Genomic DNA, 15,902 nt, shown 5'->3' with positions numbered 1-15,902 from the left:
TGAGTGAAGCAGCAGGTCAACCGCTGTGTGAGAGCTTTTCCCTGTGTACGGAGCGAGCAAATGGCAACCCCGAGACCAGACGCTCCACCTCGTCGACCGCCGCACTCCCGAGCCGTTCCAGCTCATTGGTAGAGCGAGCCCGCCAGATGCGGCGTCAGGAAGGCGCCCGGCAGGTCGAGAAGCCGGCTAATCGGGCCGCAGGGGTTCCGGATCGGTGACATCGAGTACGGCGCTGATCCGGCCGGCCGCCACCTCGTCCGTCAGCGCCCCGGCTGTACGCGGACGGGCCGGACGCCGCCGCCACCCTCCAGGCCGAACAGGCCACCGACGTCAAGGGGGCGGCGCGGGGCGACGCGGCGACCGGAGTGCTCGGCTCCGGCGACCGGTTCGTTTTCCGCGAGGTCCAGTTCGGCGCAGGGACGGACCGGCTGACGGCCCGCCTCGCGGCGGCCGGAGAAGGTCACGCCGGGGTGCTCCACGTGCGTCTGGACAGCCCGGCCGGCCCGCACGTGGGTGTGCTGCCGGTGAGGTCCACCGGCGGTTTTGATACCTGGCAGGAGCAGTCCGTGAAGCCGCTGCGCACCGTCACCGGCACGCACGCGGGGTTCCTGAGGGAACCCCGCCCCCTCCCGGATGCGTCAGGGAGCGGAAACGGCGCGTGCGCCGCCGGACGGTGCCCACGACGGCGTCACGCCGGTGAGCTGACATACCATCAGGAAGAGTGGGATGGGCGGGGTGTACGGCGCGCGGTTGTCGGGCTGGTGGATCAGCCGGGGCCGCACTGCCGGAACGCGGGCCCCTTTCGCATAGGCGGCCTGCGCGGGCCAGTCCAGATCGAGGTCGGAGCCCGCAGGCACGATCCACCACCAGCGGTCGGCGTCCGCGAAGACGCAACCGGTGCGTGGCAGATGAGACATGAGCCGAAAGCCGTACCGGGACGGCACCCCCACCGCGTCGCAGCCCAGGCTCGCCGACAGCGCGGGGGGCAGCGGCAACTGCACTGTGCCCGTGGCGACGGCTCGCTGGGGCCCACGGGAGCGGCGTGCTCCGAGCAGGTGGGACATTGCGTTCTTCAACATGACCGCTCCGAGCCGTGCGGCAGTTCTGCCCAGACGATGCGGCCCGAGCCGTTGCCCGCGTCGCGGGAACCCCAGGAGCTGCTCATCGCGTCGACGAGCAGCAAGCCGCGTCCGTGCTCGTCATCGGCGGTGCGGCACAGCTGCGGCCCGCCGGGCTGGTGTCCTTGGTCCTGTACGGCTATGCGAAGCCGTCTGTCGAGGTAGTGCAGCTCACACACGACGCGAGCGCTCTCGGTGTGCACCACCGCGTTGGTGACCAGTTCCGAGACGATCAGGATCGCCGCCTCGTGCGTGTCCTCGTCCAGCCGCCACTCGTCGAGCCGAGCCTTCGTCAGCCGCCGTGCACCGGCCACCGACTCGGGGTGCGCAGGCAGCGCGAAGCAGTACCGGAGCGCTTCCGTCCCGGGTCTGAGATCCATGAGCCGGGGGACAAGCGCGCTGCCAGGTGCCACAACCGATTCCTCACAGTGGGGGCTGCGTCACACTCCGCGGTCCCACGCAAATGAGGGCGGCCGTGACTACGTGAACTGGTTCACTCACCAACTCTCCCCCTGTCGAGAACACTTGGCAAGGGGCACTCTGAAAATTTCAGAGTGGTTCTGTCTTGAACGGCCTGCGCATGGCACACTGCTGGCTAACAGCGCATCGGGAGGTCTGAAGTGAGCGAACCGCGGTCCGCCCCGACCGTGGGTCAGGTCGTTCTCGGCAAACGCCTGCAGGATCTGCGGGAGCGTGTCGGCCTGAGCCGTGACCAGGCTGCCAAGGTGCTGCGGGTCGCACCTGCGACGATACGCAGGATGGAGACCGCCGAGGTCGCTCTCAAGATCCCCTACGTCCAGCTGCTGCTGAAGGCGTACGGGATCGCCGACGACGAGGCCGACGCCTTCGTGGAGCTCGCCGAGGAGGCCAATAAACCCGGCTGGTGGCAGCGCTTCCACGATGTGCTGCCCGACTGGTTCAGCATGTACGTCAGCCTGGAGGGCGCCGCGAGCCTCCTGCGCATGTACGAGCCGCACTTCGTCCCCGGACTGCTGCAGACCGAGGACTACGCGCGCTCGGTGATGCGCACCGGAGCCGTCGGCCAGACCAGGCCCGAGGACATCGAGCGCCATGTGGCGCTGCGGATGGAGCGTCAGTCCCTGCTGACCAGGCCGGACTCCCCGAAGCTGTGGGTGGTGATGGACGAGACGGTGCTGCGCCGTCCCGTCGGCAGCGTCGACGCCATGCGCGGACAGATCGACCGGCTGCTCGAAGCGACCGAGATGCCGCATGTGACGCTGCAGATCGCGGAATTCTCGACCGGCCACCATCCGGGCACCTACGGCCCCTTCGTCCTCTTCCGCTTCGGCGTCCCTGAACTCCCCGACATGGTTTACAGCGAGTACCTGACCGGAGCCGTCTACTTCGACGCGCGCCCCGAGGTGGCCTCCTACCTCGAAGTCATGGACCGCATGGCGGCTCAGGCCGCAACTGCACAACGCACGAAGGAAATCCTCCGGGACTTCCGCAAGGAGCTGTGATGGAACCCATATACAACGGCATGCCGGCCGCCGAACTCGGCTCCGAGGGCTGGTACAAGCCGTGGAGCGGTGGGAACGGAGGCAATTGCGTCGAAGCCATGAAGCTGTCGGACGGCAGAGTCGCCGTGCGTCAGTCCGCCGATCCCGACGGCCCCGCCCTGATCTACTCCCACCGTGAGATCGCCGCCTTCATCCAGGGGGCCAAGTCCGGCCAGGCGGACTTCCTTCTCACCTGAATCCGCAGCGCCGGAGCCCCTCCTCGCCCCACACTCTTGTTGTTCGCCGACCTATGGACCCATGGAGCGCGCTATGACCGGGCACGAACCCCAAGCCATTGAGATCGACACCAGCAAGCCGCATCCCGCCCGGATGTACGACTGGTTCCTCGGCGGCAAGGACAACTACCCGGTCGACGAACAGATGGCCCAGCAGCTGCTGGCCCTCGACGCCAGAGGGCGCGACATGGCCCGGGTCAACAGGGCCTTCATGCACCGGGCCACCCGGTGGCTGGCCGAGAACGGCATCCGCCAGTTTCTCGACATCGGCACCGGTATCCCCACCGAGCCGAACCTCCACCAGATCGCCCAGCGGACCGCCCCGGACGCGCGCATCGTCTACTGCGACAACGACCCGATCGTTCTCGCGCACGCGGCGGCCCTGCTGCGCTCCACCCCACAGGGCGCCACCGAGTACATCCAGGCCGATGCCCGCAAGCCGGAAGTCATCCTGGAGCAGGCCGGCAAGGTCCTCGACTTCGGCAAGCCGATCGCGCTGTCGCTGCTGGCCCTGCTGCACTTCCTGGACGACGAGGACGGCGCGGCCGAACTCGTCGACCGCCTGGTCGAGCGGCTCCCCTCCGGCAGCTACCTGGTTCTCTCGCACACCACCGGGGACTTCGACCCCGAGGGTGCGGCACAGGCATCCGCCATGTACAAGGCTCGCGGGATGACACTGCGCCTGCGTTCCCACGCCGAATTCACCACGTTCTTCGACGGACTCGAACTCGTCGAGCCGGGTGTCACGCTCTCCGCGGACTGGCATCCGGAACTCGGCGAGGCCATCGACGTCCGCGGCGACGAGCCGATCCCGGGCTACGCCGGCGTAGCCCGCAAGGCCTGACCGCCCGGCCCCGCGTCGTCACTGACGGCTGACCGACCGGGTGATGCCCGCGGCGATCGTCGTCGCGAGCAGCCACCCGGCCGCGATCAGCAGATATGACAGGTACTGGTACCAGCCCTGCGGGTTGAACGCCTTCTCCTGCCCGAAGTCGATGACCGGCAGCAGCAGATCCAGGGTGTAGAAGAACGCACTGAACGGCGGGGCCTCACCGGCCTTCAGTGGCGGCGGACAGTGCAATCCGTACGCCAGCGACCCGATGAGCAGCAGCGAGAAGAGCCAGGCCGCCGCCCGCACCGGCCGGAAGCCGTACCCCACGGTGACGTCCTGCAGATATCCCCACACCCTCGCGTATCCCGGCAGGGTGGCGCGGTGGGTGCGCTGTTTGGCGAGCAGTACGGTGCGTGCCGCGTCGTCGTCACCGATCCGCCGGTACGCCGCCGTCAACTGCTCGTACGCGTGCGGAACGTATCCCTCCTCCTCGCGTCCGAGCAGCGGCAGCCGTTGCCCGGCGGGCAGATGGGGGAGCAGAGCGGTGTACGTCAGCCCGTCGAGGCGGACATCGCGCGGCCAGACCGTCGGGTCGGCGTGGATGAGATCGATCTGCGCGCGGCGCAGATTCACCCTTCCCTCGATCGGAGCCGCCTCCCGGAGCGACAGCTCGCCGACCGTGCAACTGCCGGCACGCACGGCGACACCGCCGGGGTTCGAAAGCCGTGCGTACGCGAAGTTGAGCTGCCCCGGTATCCGGCTGCCGCGCACATTGGTGCGCCCCTCGACCCGGATCCGCATCGCGTGGACATCGGTGCCGACCGTCAGCGTCTCCGCCTGGAGTGCGGTCGCCCCCGGATTCAGCAGCTCGGCGTCGTTCAGCAGTACCTGCCCGGTGACGGCGGCACCGTCGAGGCGGAACTCGCCGTGCACGACGAGTGCCGGCATCCACATGTCGTCCCCGACGATCACATGATTGAGCTGGAGGACCGCTTCGTCGCCGGCCGCCGTCGAACCGTCGGCGTTCACCCCGATCCGGGTGCGGTCGAAGAACAACGCCTGGGTGATCCTCGAACCGCCGAGTCGGACCGGGCCGGAGATCCGGCAGTCCGTGAGCCTCAGTACACCGTCGATCCGGACGGTGGCGGCGGCCAGGCCCGGGAGCACCGAATTGCTGAGGTTGAGCTGGCGCAGCTGCGCCCCGTACAGATTCGGCGCCTGTTCGAAGTGACAGCCGGCCAGCAGCACCGCGTACTCGGCCGTCGCGTACCGCACGTTCAGGAAGCCCGAGATGCGTGCGCCCATCACACGCAGCGCGGCCACCTCGCCGTCCTCCTGCCGGCCGCTGATCAGCAGGGCCCGCAGCACCTCGCCGCGCACCGTGCGCTCCGGCCCCCAGCCGGCTCCGGTATCCGGGTCGTCCTCGTCCTCCAGGCCCGTACGGAAGTCGACGGGAACGCCGCGCGGGAAGGCATCCCATACGCGGCGTTCGGCGGGGGTCAGCTCGGTGATCTCCATCGGCGGGACTCTGACCCGTGGCCCGTCACAGTGTCAACCCCGCCGGGTCACCGCCGCGTTCAGCTCCCCAGGGCATGGCCGATCGTCACATCCACATGGCCGGGGACCTCGTCGTGCCGGTCGCCCACGGACGGGGTACCGGAGGGCTCGAAGAACAGGACCGAGGCCCCGTCGGCGGCGGACGGCTTGTGCCAGGTCCCGCGCGGAACGACGAACACCGCGCCACGGGCGAGGGTGACGGTCCTCTCCCCGTCCGTCTCGCGCAGCTGGATGTCCAGCGTGCCGTCCAACACGAGAAAGAACTCGTCGGTGTCCTCATGGACGTGCCACACATGCTCACCGCGGACCTTGGAGATTCGCACGTCGTAGTCGTTGACGCGGGCCACGATCCGCGGGCTCCACAGGGCCTCGAACGTTTTCAGCGCATCGCTCAGCAGGATGGGGCCGGGCGCGGTCTTCGTCGTGTCATTGCTCATGATCCCCATCCTCGGCCTTGGCCCGGGCCTTCGTGAGTGCTAGGAATCGCATATGGCGCAAGAATCCTCGCACCGGGTCGCAATGATCGTCTCGGCCGGCTCCAACCCCTTCGAGATGGGCGTGGCCACCGAACTCTTCGGGCTGCGCCGTCCCGAGCTGCCCGTGCCCTGGTACGAATTCGAGCTGTGCGCCGAGACCCCGACCGTGCGCATGCACCAGGGTCTCTTCCAGCTCTCCGGCACCGCCGGGCTCGATGCCGTGGACCGCGCCGACACCGTCATCGTGCCGAACCGCCCCGACCCGGAGACCGAACCCGATCCGGCCGTCCTCGACGCGATCAGACGCGCGGACGCCCGGGGAGCCAGGCTGGTCAGCTTCTGCACGGGTACGTTCACGCTGGCCGCCGCCGGAGTGCTCGACGGTCGACGGGCCACCACCCACTGGCGCTGGGCCGACGCCTTCATCGCCCGCCACCCGCAGGTCCACCTCGACCCGGATGTGCTCTTCGTCGACGACGGCCGGGTGATCACCGCAGCCGGCAGCGCCGCCGCCCTGGACACCGGTCTCCACATCATCCGCTCCGACCACGGCGCGGAGATCGCGGCCGCTGTGAGTCGCCGTCTGGTCTTCGCGGTCCACCGCGACGGCGGCCAGCGCCAGTTCGTCGAGCACCCCCTGCCCGACGTCCCCGACACCTCGCTCGGCCCGCTCCTCGCCTGGGCCGAGGAACACCTCGGCACGGACCTCACGGTGACCGGCCTCGCCGCCCGCGCCGCCGTGAGCCCGGCCACCCTGCACCGCCGCTTCCGCGCCCAGCTCGGCACGACCCCGCTCGGCTGGCTGACCGAACGCCGGATCACCCTCGCCTGCCGGCTGATGGAGCGCGGCGAGGAACGCCTCGACGTGGTCGCCCGCACCAGCGGACTCGGTACGGCGACGAATCTGCGGACCCAGCTCCGCCGCCGCACCGGACTGACTCCCAGCGAGTACCGTCGCCGCTTCACCCCGGCCGGCTGAACCGGCCGGGCCGCAGGTGACAATGGACGCATGTCACGACGCACCACACGACCGAAGCGGTCCGCCACCGCCAAAACGCGGACGCCCGCGATCACCGCGGAGTCGCCGTGCCCGTGCGGCCTGCCCGCCACCTACGCGGACTGCTGCGGACGCCTGCACGCCGGGACCGTCGCAGCGCCGACCTGCGAGGCGCTGATGCGCTCCAGGTACGCCGCATTCGTCGTCCGGGACGAGGCGTATCTGCTTCGCACCTGGCACCCCGACACCCGGCCGCCCGCCGTCGACTTCGATCCCGGGATGCGGTGGGTGCGCCTGGAGATCCTGGAGACGACGGACGGCAGCGCGTTCCACATCACAGGAACGGTAACCTTCCGCGCGCACTACACCGACGGCGGGCGGCCGGACTCGCTCCACGAGAAGAGCCGCTTCGTCCGGTCCGAAGGCGCCTGGGTGTACTCGACGGCGGTCTTCGTCGACTGACCCGGCCGCGCGGTGACCGGGGCTGTTCAGATGGCGGCCTCCACCTGCGGCTTCTCCGGCGAGAGCTCCTGCGCCAGGTCCTCCGCGAGTAACCGCTTGGCGATCACATCCACCGCCGCCCGCAGCTGCCGGTCGTCCGGGCGTGCCCCGTGCTCGTCCAGGCGCTCATTGAGCCACCGCGCCCACGCGTCGTTGATCGCCGCTGCCTCCCGGCTCCCGGCGGCCGTATGCATGAACAGATGACCGTCGCCGGTGAGATAGCCCTCCTCGATCATCCGGTCGAAGACCGGCACCAGCACCTCCGGCGGAACCCGGTGCCGGGTCGCGATCAGGTTCAGACCCGCATGGCCGACCATCCGGGTGAACAGCTCGACCTGCATCACCGCCCAGGCCCCTGCCATGTCCAGCCGGGTGTCCGACTCCGCGACGATCCGCCGTGCCGTGTCGCCACCCGCTCCGTGCAGGATCTTGGCCACGGAGAATTCCAGGAGCTTGACCGAGTCGCCGGCGCCGGGCTGGGCGAATCCCTCGCCCATGTCCGTCGAGCCGACCCGCGCCGTGTCGCGCAGCTTCACCTGCTTCAGGAAGAGCGCCACGACGAACCCCAGGACCGCGACCGGTACCGTCCACAGGAACACGGTGTGCAGTGTGTCGGCGTATGCCTGGGCCAGTGGCGCGGACTGCGCGGCGGGCAGACCGTGCAGCCCGTGCGGGCTCTGCGCGGCCCTCGCCAGCACCGCGGGGTCGCCGCCCGCCCGGGCCGCCGCCGCGACGCCGTCGGTCAGATTCGGCTTCAGCGCATTGGCGTAGATCGTGCCGAAGACCGCCGTACCGAAGGAGCTGCCGAGCGTACGGAAGAATGTCACGCCCGACGTCGCCGTACCCAGATCCGAGTAGTCGACCGTGTTCTGCACTGCGATCGTGAGCACCTGCATGCACAGGCCGATGCCGACCCCGAGAACCAGCATGTAGAGCGATTCCAGCCACACTCCGCTGCCCGGGCCCATCCGGGAGAGCAGAAACAGCCCGACCGCCATGATCAGCGAGCCCACGATGGGGAAGATCCGGTACTGGCCCGTCTTGGAGACCACATTGCCGCTGAAGATCGAGGCGACGAGCAGCCCGATGACCATGGGCAGTGTCCGCACCCCCGACAGGGTCGCCGAGTCGCCGTCCACGTACTGGAGATACGTCGGCAGGAAGATCATCGCGCCGAGCATCGCGAAGCCCACGATGAAGCTCAGGATCGAGCAGACGGTGAACACCGGATTCCGGAACAGCCGCATCGGCAGCATCGGTTCCTGGGCCCGGAACTCCACGAGGCAGAAGAGCGCCAGTGCCACGGCACCGCCCGCGAAGAGACCGATGATGACGGGCGATCCCCATGCGTACTCATTGCCGCCCCAGCTGGTCGCCAGGATCAGTGCGCTCGCGCCGACCGTGACCATCGTGATGCCCAGATAGTCGATCACGGGCCGCCCGGCGGCCTTCACCGACGGGATCGTCCGGGCGGCGGCGATGACCACCACGATCGCGATCGGCACATTGACGTAGAACGCCCAGCGCCAGCTCAGATGGTCGGTGAAGAGCCCGCCCAGCAGCGGTCCGATCACCGTCGACACCCCGAAGACCGCACCCAGCGCACCCTGGTACTTGCCGCGCTCGCGCAAGGGGATCACATCGGCGATCAGCGCCATCGAGGTGACCATCAGCCCGCCCGCGCCGATGCCCTGCAGTCCGCGCCAGATGATCAACAGCGTCATATTGGTCGCGAGGCCGCACAGGAACGAGCCGGTGATAAAGATGATCGCCGACAGCTGGAAGATGATCTTCCGGCCGAACAGGTCGCCGAACTTGCCGACCAGGACCGTCGCCACCGTCTCGGCGAGCAGATACGCGGTGACTACCCAGGACATATGCGCGGCGCCGCCGAGATCCGAGACGATCGTCGGCAGTGCGGTGCCGACGATCGTCTGGTCCAGGGCGGCCAGCAGGAGCCCCAGCACGATCGTTACGAAGACGATGTTCCTGCGGCGCGGATCGAGTACGGGTGGCGCGACGGCACTCTGCGCGGCGGGGGCGGTCTCGCTGGCAGTAGTCACGCTTGCACCCTCACACCGGCCCCCGTCCCCCGCATGTGGGGGACGGCCGGACGTGGCGTCAGGCCAGCAGATCCCGCACGGAAGCCTTCATACGGGCCACGAACGCCTCCCGCACCGGCTCCGCCACCCGGTCCAGCGAGAGATACGGATTGAGGTCCTCCAACTCGACGAGCAGCAGCTCGCCCGCCGCGGTCCGGCAGGCGTCGACCCGCTGGATGCCATGGCCGAGACTGTTCCACTCCACGAAACTGCGGGCGAACTCCAGATCCGCCGCGCTCGGCTCGTACGGCTCCAGCACCCACCGCTGCTCCGGATGCGGTGCGTACAGCGCGTACTGGAAATCGCGGTCGATGAAGTAGAACGACACCTCGTAACGGAAGTCGATCCGCGGCTGGATGAGCAGCGTGCCGTCCTCGCTCTCCGGCAGCGCGGCCTCCCGTATGAACCGCAGCCCGACCGAGTCCGCCCCCAGCTTCGGCTTGACCGCATACTCCGCGGCCGCGGGCAGCAGCCCCAGATCGGCCGCTCGGTCCACCGTGGGGATCACCGGGTATCCGCCCCGGCTCAGATCGACCAGATACTGCTTGCCCGCCATGTCCCCGCGGCCGTGCAGCGGGTTGTAGACGCGTACGCCCAGCTCCCGCGCCCGCGCGCAGAACGCGTCGTACGCCTCCTGGTAGTGCAGCACCGGACCGCTGTTGCGTACGACGACCGCGTCGAAACCGTCGAGCAGCGCGGCGGCGTCCCGGGGGTGACAGAGCGCGACATCGAATTCCTCGCGCAACCGCGACGTCAGATAGATGTCCTCGTCGCAGTAGCGGCGACCGCGGGCCTCGTAGGCGAGGTCGGTGACGAAGAGGACGGACGGGCGCGGGCCGGCGGGCATGGCGTTCCCCCATGAGGTGTGTCGGCGGACAGTGGACCAATGACGTCGACGGCGTTGGCCCGGCACGGACCCGGAGGTGATGAGGTCCGCCCCGAACGAGTCGACCGCATCGCAATCGCCGCCACTGCCCGACATTCTCACGCCGGCCGCGGCCGATCCCAATCCGGGCGGTGACCCGGATGCGGTCACAAGGGGCGCGAGCGGCCGGAGATGCCGGGGCACGCGAACGGGCGCGCGCCGGCATCCGTGCAGGAGCGATCAGCGGATGTGGCGCCCGGAGATCGCCCGCGCGATCACCGGCCGCTGGATCTCGCTCGTCCCCTCGAAGATCGTGTAGATCTCGGCGTCGCGGTACATCCGCTCTACTGGATGCTCCCTGCTGTATCCGGCGCCGCCCAGGATCCGGATGGCCTTCTCCGCCGCGGACACGGCGAGTTCGCCCGCGCGCAGCTTGGACATGGAGAAGGCGGCGACCTTCGGGTCGTCCTCGTCGCCGTAACACTGCGGCACCCACTCGGCGAGCTGGTCCGGAGTGCCGGAGGCGAAGATTCCGGCGACGGCGAGGGAGGTGCCGAAGAGCGCCAAGTCGATTCCGGCGTCGCCCCGGAACAGTTCCTCGTTGGCTATCTGGAGGGAGAGCCCGGAGGGGTCGCCGTACATGTCCGCGAGGGATTCGAAGCCGTACAGGCCGATCTGTGCGGCTTCCTGGATGACGGGCCACGGGGTCTCCTCCCGTGCGTCCCACTCGGCGGCTGCGGGGCGGACGACCTGGGTGGCGAAGCCGTGCACCCGGTCGCGGCGTCCCCTCGCAAGGCGGGAGCGGAGTGGGGGAGGTGCGGGCGGCTCACCAGGAGCTGCCGGGGCGCACTGGCAGCCGGGGGTGGTGGGCGGCGAGGATCTTGTTGGCGCGGGCCAGCGCGGCGAGTGACTGCTCGCGGTCGGCCTCGTCCTCGACGCAGAGCCGCGGGCCGCGGAACCTGCGAACCTCGCGCGCGGCGCATTCGGCGTCGAACTCCGCCTCCACGATGTGCGGCGGGATGCAGGACCCGATCAGCGCGGCGACCCGGTCCGGGATCGGCACGGGGACGAGGAGGTGCGAGGCGGTCATAGGGGGTTCCCTCTCGGATGGCTGGCCAGGAGGCGGTGCTCGGTGCGGCCGCTGGGTGGGCGGCCGACTTCTCCATGTGTACGGGACGCACTTCCGGGTTTCTCGTTGAGAACGTCTCCGTGTGGCAACCGTTTGGGAGTGACCGGCTATTTTGCCTTACCCGTAAGTAAGTTGACTGCGCGTGAGGAACGTGCTCGGGTCGGGATCCGCGCTGCGCCGATCAGAGTGGTGTGCCGTCGCTGCGGGCGCGCAGCCGCATCGCGCGGAGTACGGCCTCGGTCGAGAACCGGGACTCGGGGTCGACGAGTTGCTCGCCGAAGATGGATTCGAGATTGCGCATCCGGTAGCGGACGGTCTGCGGGTGCACGTCTAGCAGCTCGCCCATCTGGGCGGCGGTGCCACGGGTGTCGAGCCAGATCCGCAAGGTCTCGATCAGCCGCTCCCGCCGATTGGCGCTGATACCGGCGATCGGGGCGAGTTCGCGCCGTGCGAGCTGGTCCAGGAGGACCGGGTCGGAGAGGAGCCACAGGGTGATGAGGTGGTCCTCGCAGAGGATGACGGGTGCGTCGTCGATGACGCCTGCATCGACGAGTTCGAGCACTCGACGTGCCCAGCGGACCGAGTCCGAGGCCAGGGATGTGGGAACAGTCAGGCCGATTGCGGCGCGGGCACCCGGGAGCGCGTGATCGAGCATGCGTCTTCGCATCTCGTCGAACGGTCCCGGGATCAGTAAGTGAGGCTGCGGGTCGGTGAAGTCGACGAGGACGTCACGGTCGGCGCCGAGCCGTCCCAGCTCCGCCGAGGGGCGCACCGCGACGAGAGTCACCTCGTCGGGCAGTACCCAGCGGGTCTGCTCACAGAGTTCGGCGATGGCTGTACGGGGCACGGGCCGGCCGGCGAGTACCAGATGCAGCAGACGCCGCCGGAGGGTGTCCGTGTGGTCGCCGGAGGCCGCCCGGACCTCCAAGTAGCCCTCGCGGGACAGTGCTTCGAGCTCATCGACGTACGAGAAGAGGGCATCGGCGAAGGTGAGCATCATCGTGGGGGAGAGGTTGTAGCGCCGGCCCACCTTCTTGGCCCGGCGCAGCGCGATCCGGGCCCCCAGTCGATACGCGCCCTGCAACTGGTCCAGGCTGCGTCCCTCGTACGCCTCGAACCTGCCGAACCTGCGGCACATCTCGTCGCGCAGCGGGGAGGGAGCGGCCGGCTCGGCGACCTGGTCCACGAAGACGGAGATGCTCTGCTCGACGCCGACCCGGATGCCCTGGCCGTAGGGACCGTCGAGCAGTCGCGCATACTCGGGGTAGGCGCGGGTCACCTCCAGTCCGATCTCCTTGATCAGGCTGGGGAGTTCGGGCCGCACGATCGCGGCGAACTCCTGCGGCAGCGGTCCCAGTGGTTCTCCGAGGTCCGAGGGCTGTACAACTCCCGGCATGCCTGCATCCCTTGCTCTCCGGCGCCCGATGGGGGGTGGGCCGTGGGAGGAGCGCTCCCAAGCCGTCAGGTGCGTACCAACGTGGGCTGCTGAAGATAGTCCAAGCAGGGGCGCGTGGACACAGTTGTGACAGCACGAGACGCAAGGGGCACGTATTGCCGTGCCGGGTCCGGGCCGCACGTGCCCCGGCGGCCGGAGTTCCGGCGGCCGGAGCGGGCCCGCAATCAGGTTCGGCGCGGGGTGACAAGGAATTCCCGGGGCGCCGGGGAATCCTTGTACGGCCGTCACCTGTAATGGAGAGCGAGTCGCGATAGATATTCCGGTGGTAATTCGACTGTGCAGGCGCGGTGAAGTCAAGGGCCCCTCGCTCCGGCGGCCGCGCAGCGTGCCGGCCGGGACCGGCATCGTCTCGCAGCAGTGGTTGTGACGTGGGGCGTTGCCGGGCGGTTCGGTCGCCGATCGGTCGATCCGACGGGTGCGCGCCGCACCACCGTCGGGCCGGAACCACTCACTTCTGGATAAGAATCCATGAGCCCGTACTCGCCCCGGAACAAATTACTGAGCGACGAGGGCGCATTCGGAGATTCTTCGGCCCGAGTGTTGCGAAGCAACATTACTCGCCCGTAGCGTCTTCGCCGAACGCAAGTGGTCGCGCAGTCGGTCAGGTCGGACTGCCACTTCTCTGTCCTGTGACCCCGCCCCGCGAGTTCCGCCGAATCCGGCCGGAGGCGAGCTCCGGCGCCGGGTCACATACCCTGAAGGGATACGGATCCGTGAACACCCTTGCACGCAGAGCCGCAGTTGTAACCGCCGCCCTCGGTGCGGCCATCGGAATGACGGTGTCGACGGCCTCGGCCGGTACCGCGACGACGTGGACGATCACGCCGTCGGGGGCCTACACCGCGCACGCCGACTTCCCCACGCTGGAAGTACCGTTGGCGTCACTGGAGTGTGCGTCCTCCGATGTGACGGCCGGAGTCCTCCAGGCGTCCAGTGCCACCGGCAACGGTATTGCCAACATCAACAACATCACCTTCACCGATTGCACGGTCGGTGGCATTCCCTTCAATGTCACGATGAAGACGACGCCGTGGTTGATCAACGCCGTCAAGCCGAACGCCTCCAACTCGAACTGGGTGGATGGCAGCGTGAGTTCCATCTCGGCCCACATCTCCGGAATCGGCTGCAGTGCCGACTTCACGGGCAAGGTCTACGGGCGCTACCAGAACAACACCGGTGACCTCGTCATCGACGGCTCGGGCACCGACCTGGTCGCGTCCAACGCCAGCTGCCTCGGTCTCATCAATGACGGTGATGTGGCCAGCTTCAACGCCTCGTACCACGTGACCGTGACATCGACGGGCACATCGCCGGTGATCACCACCCCGTAGCACTGGACGGCGCACGGGTACGGGCCGACGGTGAGCAGATGCTGCCGCCGTCGGCCCGCCCTTCTCGTTTCCGGCGTCGTGGGCGACGGCGCCGCAGCAGATCAGTTGCAGCACGCACGAGGTGGAGGACAGCGTCGGCATGAACACAAAGACACCCGTGAGGGGCGACAGGCGGTCGATGCGGCTCGCCTCGATCGCGAGCGTCGCCCTCCTTGCCGGGCTGCTGTCCGGACCCGGATCCGTCGCGGACGAAGGCACGAAGCCGGTCACCCTCGCGTACGACTGCGGACCGAACAGCGGGGCCGTGGCGGCCACGGTCGAGGTCTCGGTGGAAGTGCCGGCCACGGGCGAGGTCGGCCGGCCCGTGCAGCCTGGGCCCGCGACGGTTGCCGTGGTGCTGTCGCGGACCGATCTCGACGGACTGCTCCCGGCCGGTGCCGATGCGGTGGTGAGCACGGCGACGCTCACGGTGGAGGTGGCGCAGAACGATCAGTCGGTCCAGGCGCAGTGGGCGGACCTCGGCGCTCCGGGCACCCCGCTTCCGCCCGACGGTGCGGTGCGGATGGTCCACTCGGGCGAAGTTCCGTCGGTGACGGTAGGTGCTCCGGGTGAGGTTCGGTTCACCGCAGGGGAGTTGAGGATCGCCCTTCGTTCCGCGGCGGCACTGGGCCAGGAGAGCGAGTCGGCCCCGGAGACAGTGACGTGCGAACCGGCTGAGGGACAGGACGGACGCCTTGCGACCGTCTCGGTGCCGGGCGGACCGGATGCCGAAACGTCAGGGACACCCGACCCGGCGGAGCACGGCGACTTTGGCGAGAGGCCCGGTGACGGCATCATGGTCGAGCCGGAGGACACCACGGCGAAGGACACCGATCCGTGCCCGGTCGAGCAGGCCACGGGGGAGATGGACTCGAGCGAGGCACCGCAGGCACCTCCGGGCGATCCCACCAGGGAGACCGACGTGCCCACGGGCGGAACCTTCGGTTGCGCGTACGCGGTCGGGATCGCCAATGTGCGCAAGCTGAATGGGGCCATGATCGTGAACGACCCCACCCGCACCCCGGCATTGATCAGCGTCATGGCGATCAAGCACACGTCGAATCGTGCTCCCAGCGCCAAGGGCGGTGCCTACACACGTCTCGACTCGCTCGGAAATCTGAAGCTTCCGGATGCCGAATCGACCTTTTTGACATTCGGATTCCAGCCGGTGAGCGCGAAGGTGGAATTCGAGAACGGTCCGATGACCATCTCCACCGGAAACATTGGTTCCGGCGCCCAGAGAATCGCCTTTTCCACCGCCTACTTCAAGCAGAGCCTGCGCCTCCACGACGTGAAGGTCAATGGAACCCCTCTGGACGTGGGAAGCAACTGCAGGACCGTCAGGCCCTACAAGGTGGTTCTCAACGGTGGGGCGAAGTACGTCAATGTCTACTCGGGAGGTCTGTTGGAGGGCAAGGTGGACATTCCGCCGTTTTCCGGCTGCGGAACGGGTGAGGAAGACCTCGACGCCTTGTTCACGGCATCCATCTCGGGCCCCGGAAACCTGATCAGCATGAACCAGGGAACGACATGTATTCCGAGTTCACCCAATAACCTCTGCCCGCCGACCATGCCGAAGATGCCCGGTACGGACTCGTGACCCGTTCATGTCGGGCAGGACGTACGTCCTGCCCGACATGAACGGCCGGCCCCGGTCTTCGGGCTCTGCGCCGTCGGCACCCACAGTAGCCAGGCCCGCCGCTGGCCCGAACTCCCCGTGGACACCGCGCTCTCGGCACCGAC

The 15,902-nt window shown here is 68.6% G+C and carries 16 protein-coding genes and 1 pseudogene; 8 read left to right on the top strand and 9 right to left on the bottom strand.

What is annotated here, in order from left to right:
- Positions 1 to 365: 365 nt before the first annotated feature.
- Positions 366 to 542 (top strand): annotated as a pseudogene (locus tag OG609_RS05120) (carbohydrate-binding protein); the annotation flags it as partial.
- Between the two features lie 96 nt (positions 543 to 638).
- Here the strand turns inward: OG609_RS05120 and OG609_RS05115 are convergent.
- Together OG609_RS05115 and OG609_RS05110 are read right to left on the bottom strand one after the other, a co-directional pair.
- Positions 639 to 1,079 (bottom strand): hypothetical protein, encoded by a 441-nt coding sequence (locus tag OG609_RS05115; RefSeq protein WP_327271676.1) that lies wholly within the window; start codon positions 1,077 to 1,079, stop codon positions 639 to 641.
- A complete protein-coding gene (locus OG609_RS05110; protein ID WP_327271675.1) occupies positions 1,073 to 1,531 on the bottom strand; it encodes an ATP-binding protein in 459 nt (152 codons plus the stop codon). Before OG609_RS05110 ends, OG609_RS05115 begins: the two co-directional genes overlap by 7 nt.
- 207 nt (positions 1,532 to 1,738) lie before the next feature.
- Here OG609_RS05110 and OG609_RS05105 point away from each other — a divergent pair, with 207 nt between their 5' ends.
- The 3 genes from OG609_RS05105 (at position 1,739) to OG609_RS05095 (ending at position 3,718) form a co-directional block, all read left to right on the top strand.
- Entirely contained in the window at positions 1,739 to 2,599 is an 861-nt protein-coding gene (locus OG609_RS05105) for a helix-turn-helix domain-containing protein (protein ID WP_327271674.1), read from the top strand.
- Positions 2,599 to 2,835 carry a DUF397 domain-containing protein gene (locus OG609_RS05100; protein WP_093896218.1) on the top strand — a complete coding sequence of 79 codons (237 nt, stop codon included), beginning with the start codon at positions 2,599 to 2,601 and terminating at the stop codon, positions 2,833 to 2,835. The genes OG609_RS05105 and OG609_RS05100 overlap by 1 nt, the downstream gene beginning before the upstream one ends.
- 73 nt (positions 2,836 to 2,908) lie before the next feature.
- Complete coding sequence (locus OG609_RS05095) at positions 2,909 to 3,718, top strand: SAM-dependent methyltransferase (protein WP_327271673.1); 810 nt, start codon at positions 2,909 to 2,911, stop codon at positions 3,716 to 3,718.
- Positions 3,719 to 3,736: 18 nt separating this feature from the next.
- Here the strand turns inward: OG609_RS05095 and OG609_RS05090 are convergent, their stop codons facing one another.
- Together OG609_RS05090 and OG609_RS05085 are read right to left on the bottom strand one after the other, a co-directional pair.
- Positions 3,737 to 5,224: a membrane-associated oxidoreductase gene (locus OG609_RS05090; RefSeq protein ID WP_327271672.1), complete on the bottom strand. Its 1,488-nt coding sequence runs from the start codon at positions 5,222 to 5,224 to the stop codon at positions 3,737 to 3,739.
- Positions 5,225 to 5,283: 59 nt separating this feature from the next.
- Positions 5,284 to 5,700 (bottom strand): cupin domain-containing protein, encoded by a 417-nt coding sequence (locus tag OG609_RS05085; protein ID WP_327271671.1) that lies wholly within the window; start codon positions 5,698 to 5,700, stop codon positions 5,284 to 5,286.
- A 52-nt stretch (positions 5,701 to 5,752) separates the two neighbouring features.
- Here OG609_RS05085 and OG609_RS05080 point away from each other — a divergent pair, with 52 nt between their 5' ends.
- Together OG609_RS05080 and OG609_RS05075 are read left to right on the top strand one after the other, a co-directional pair.
- A complete protein-coding gene (locus tag OG609_RS05080) occupies positions 5,753 to 6,718 on the top strand; it encodes a GlxA family transcriptional regulator (RefSeq protein WP_327271670.1) in 966 nt (321 codons plus the stop codon).
- A 30-nt stretch (positions 6,719 to 6,748) separates the two neighbouring features.
- The gene (locus OG609_RS05075) at positions 6,749 to 7,198 is read left to right on the top strand and encodes a YchJ family protein (protein WP_327271669.1); all 450 of its coding nucleotides are present in this window, start codon (positions 6,749 to 6,751) and stop codon (positions 7,196 to 7,198) included.
- A 26-nt stretch (positions 7,199 to 7,224) separates the two neighbouring features.
- Here OG609_RS05075 and OG609_RS05070 read toward each other — a convergent pair whose 3' ends face one another.
- From OG609_RS05070 to OG609_RS05050, 5 genes are all read right to left on the bottom strand, one after another.
- The gene (locus tag OG609_RS05070; protein ID WP_327271668.1) at positions 7,225 to 9,300 is read right to left on the bottom strand and encodes an MDR family MFS transporter; all 2,076 of its coding nucleotides are present in this window, start codon (positions 9,298 to 9,300) and stop codon (positions 7,225 to 7,227) included.
- 58 nt (positions 9,301 to 9,358) lie between these two features.
- Positions 9,359 to 10,186 carry a hypothetical protein gene (locus tag OG609_RS05065; RefSeq protein WP_327271667.1) on the bottom strand — a complete coding sequence of 276 codons (828 nt, stop codon included), beginning with the start codon at positions 10,184 to 10,186 and terminating at the stop codon, positions 9,359 to 9,361.
- 258 nt (positions 10,187 to 10,444) lie between these two features.
- On the bottom strand, positions 10,445 to 10,975 hold the full coding sequence (locus OG609_RS05060) for an acyl-CoA dehydrogenase family protein (protein ID WP_327271666.1): 531 nt from the start codon (positions 10,973 to 10,975) through the stop codon (positions 10,445 to 10,447).
- 55 nt (positions 10,976 to 11,030) lie between these two features.
- Entirely contained in the window at positions 11,031 to 11,294 is a 264-nt protein-coding gene (locus OG609_RS05055; RefSeq protein ID WP_327271665.1) for a hypothetical protein, read from the bottom strand.
- Positions 11,295 to 11,514: 220 nt separating this feature from the next.
- On the bottom strand, positions 11,515 to 12,729 hold the full coding sequence (locus OG609_RS05050) for a helix-turn-helix domain-containing protein (RefSeq protein ID WP_327271664.1): 1,215 nt from the start codon (positions 12,727 to 12,729) through the stop codon (positions 11,515 to 11,517).
- A gap of 773 nt (positions 12,730 to 13,502) precedes the next feature.
- Here OG609_RS05050 and OG609_RS05045 point away from each other — a divergent pair.
- Together OG609_RS05045 and OG609_RS05040 are read left to right on the top strand one after the other, a co-directional pair.
- Positions 13,503 to 14,120 carry a hypothetical protein gene (locus OG609_RS05045; protein WP_327271663.1) on the top strand — a complete coding sequence of 206 codons (618 nt, stop codon included), beginning with the start codon at positions 13,503 to 13,505 and terminating at the stop codon, positions 14,118 to 14,120.
- Between the two features lie 139 nt (positions 14,121 to 14,259).
- Positions 14,260 to 15,759: a DUF6801 domain-containing protein gene (locus OG609_RS05040; protein WP_327271662.1), complete on the top strand. Its 1,500-nt coding sequence runs from the start codon at positions 14,260 to 14,262 to the stop codon at positions 15,757 to 15,759.
- The last annotated feature ends 143 nt before the right edge of the window (positions 15,760 to 15,902 follow it).

Source organism: Streptomyces sp. NBC_01224 (assembly GCF_036002945.1).
In the GTDB taxonomy this organism is placed as follows: Bacteria; Actinomycetota; Actinomycetes; order Streptomycetales; family Streptomycetaceae; genus Streptomyces.
Note: the sequence above shows the minus strand (reverse complement) of the source record. Positions and strands in the feature narration are given on the sequence as shown.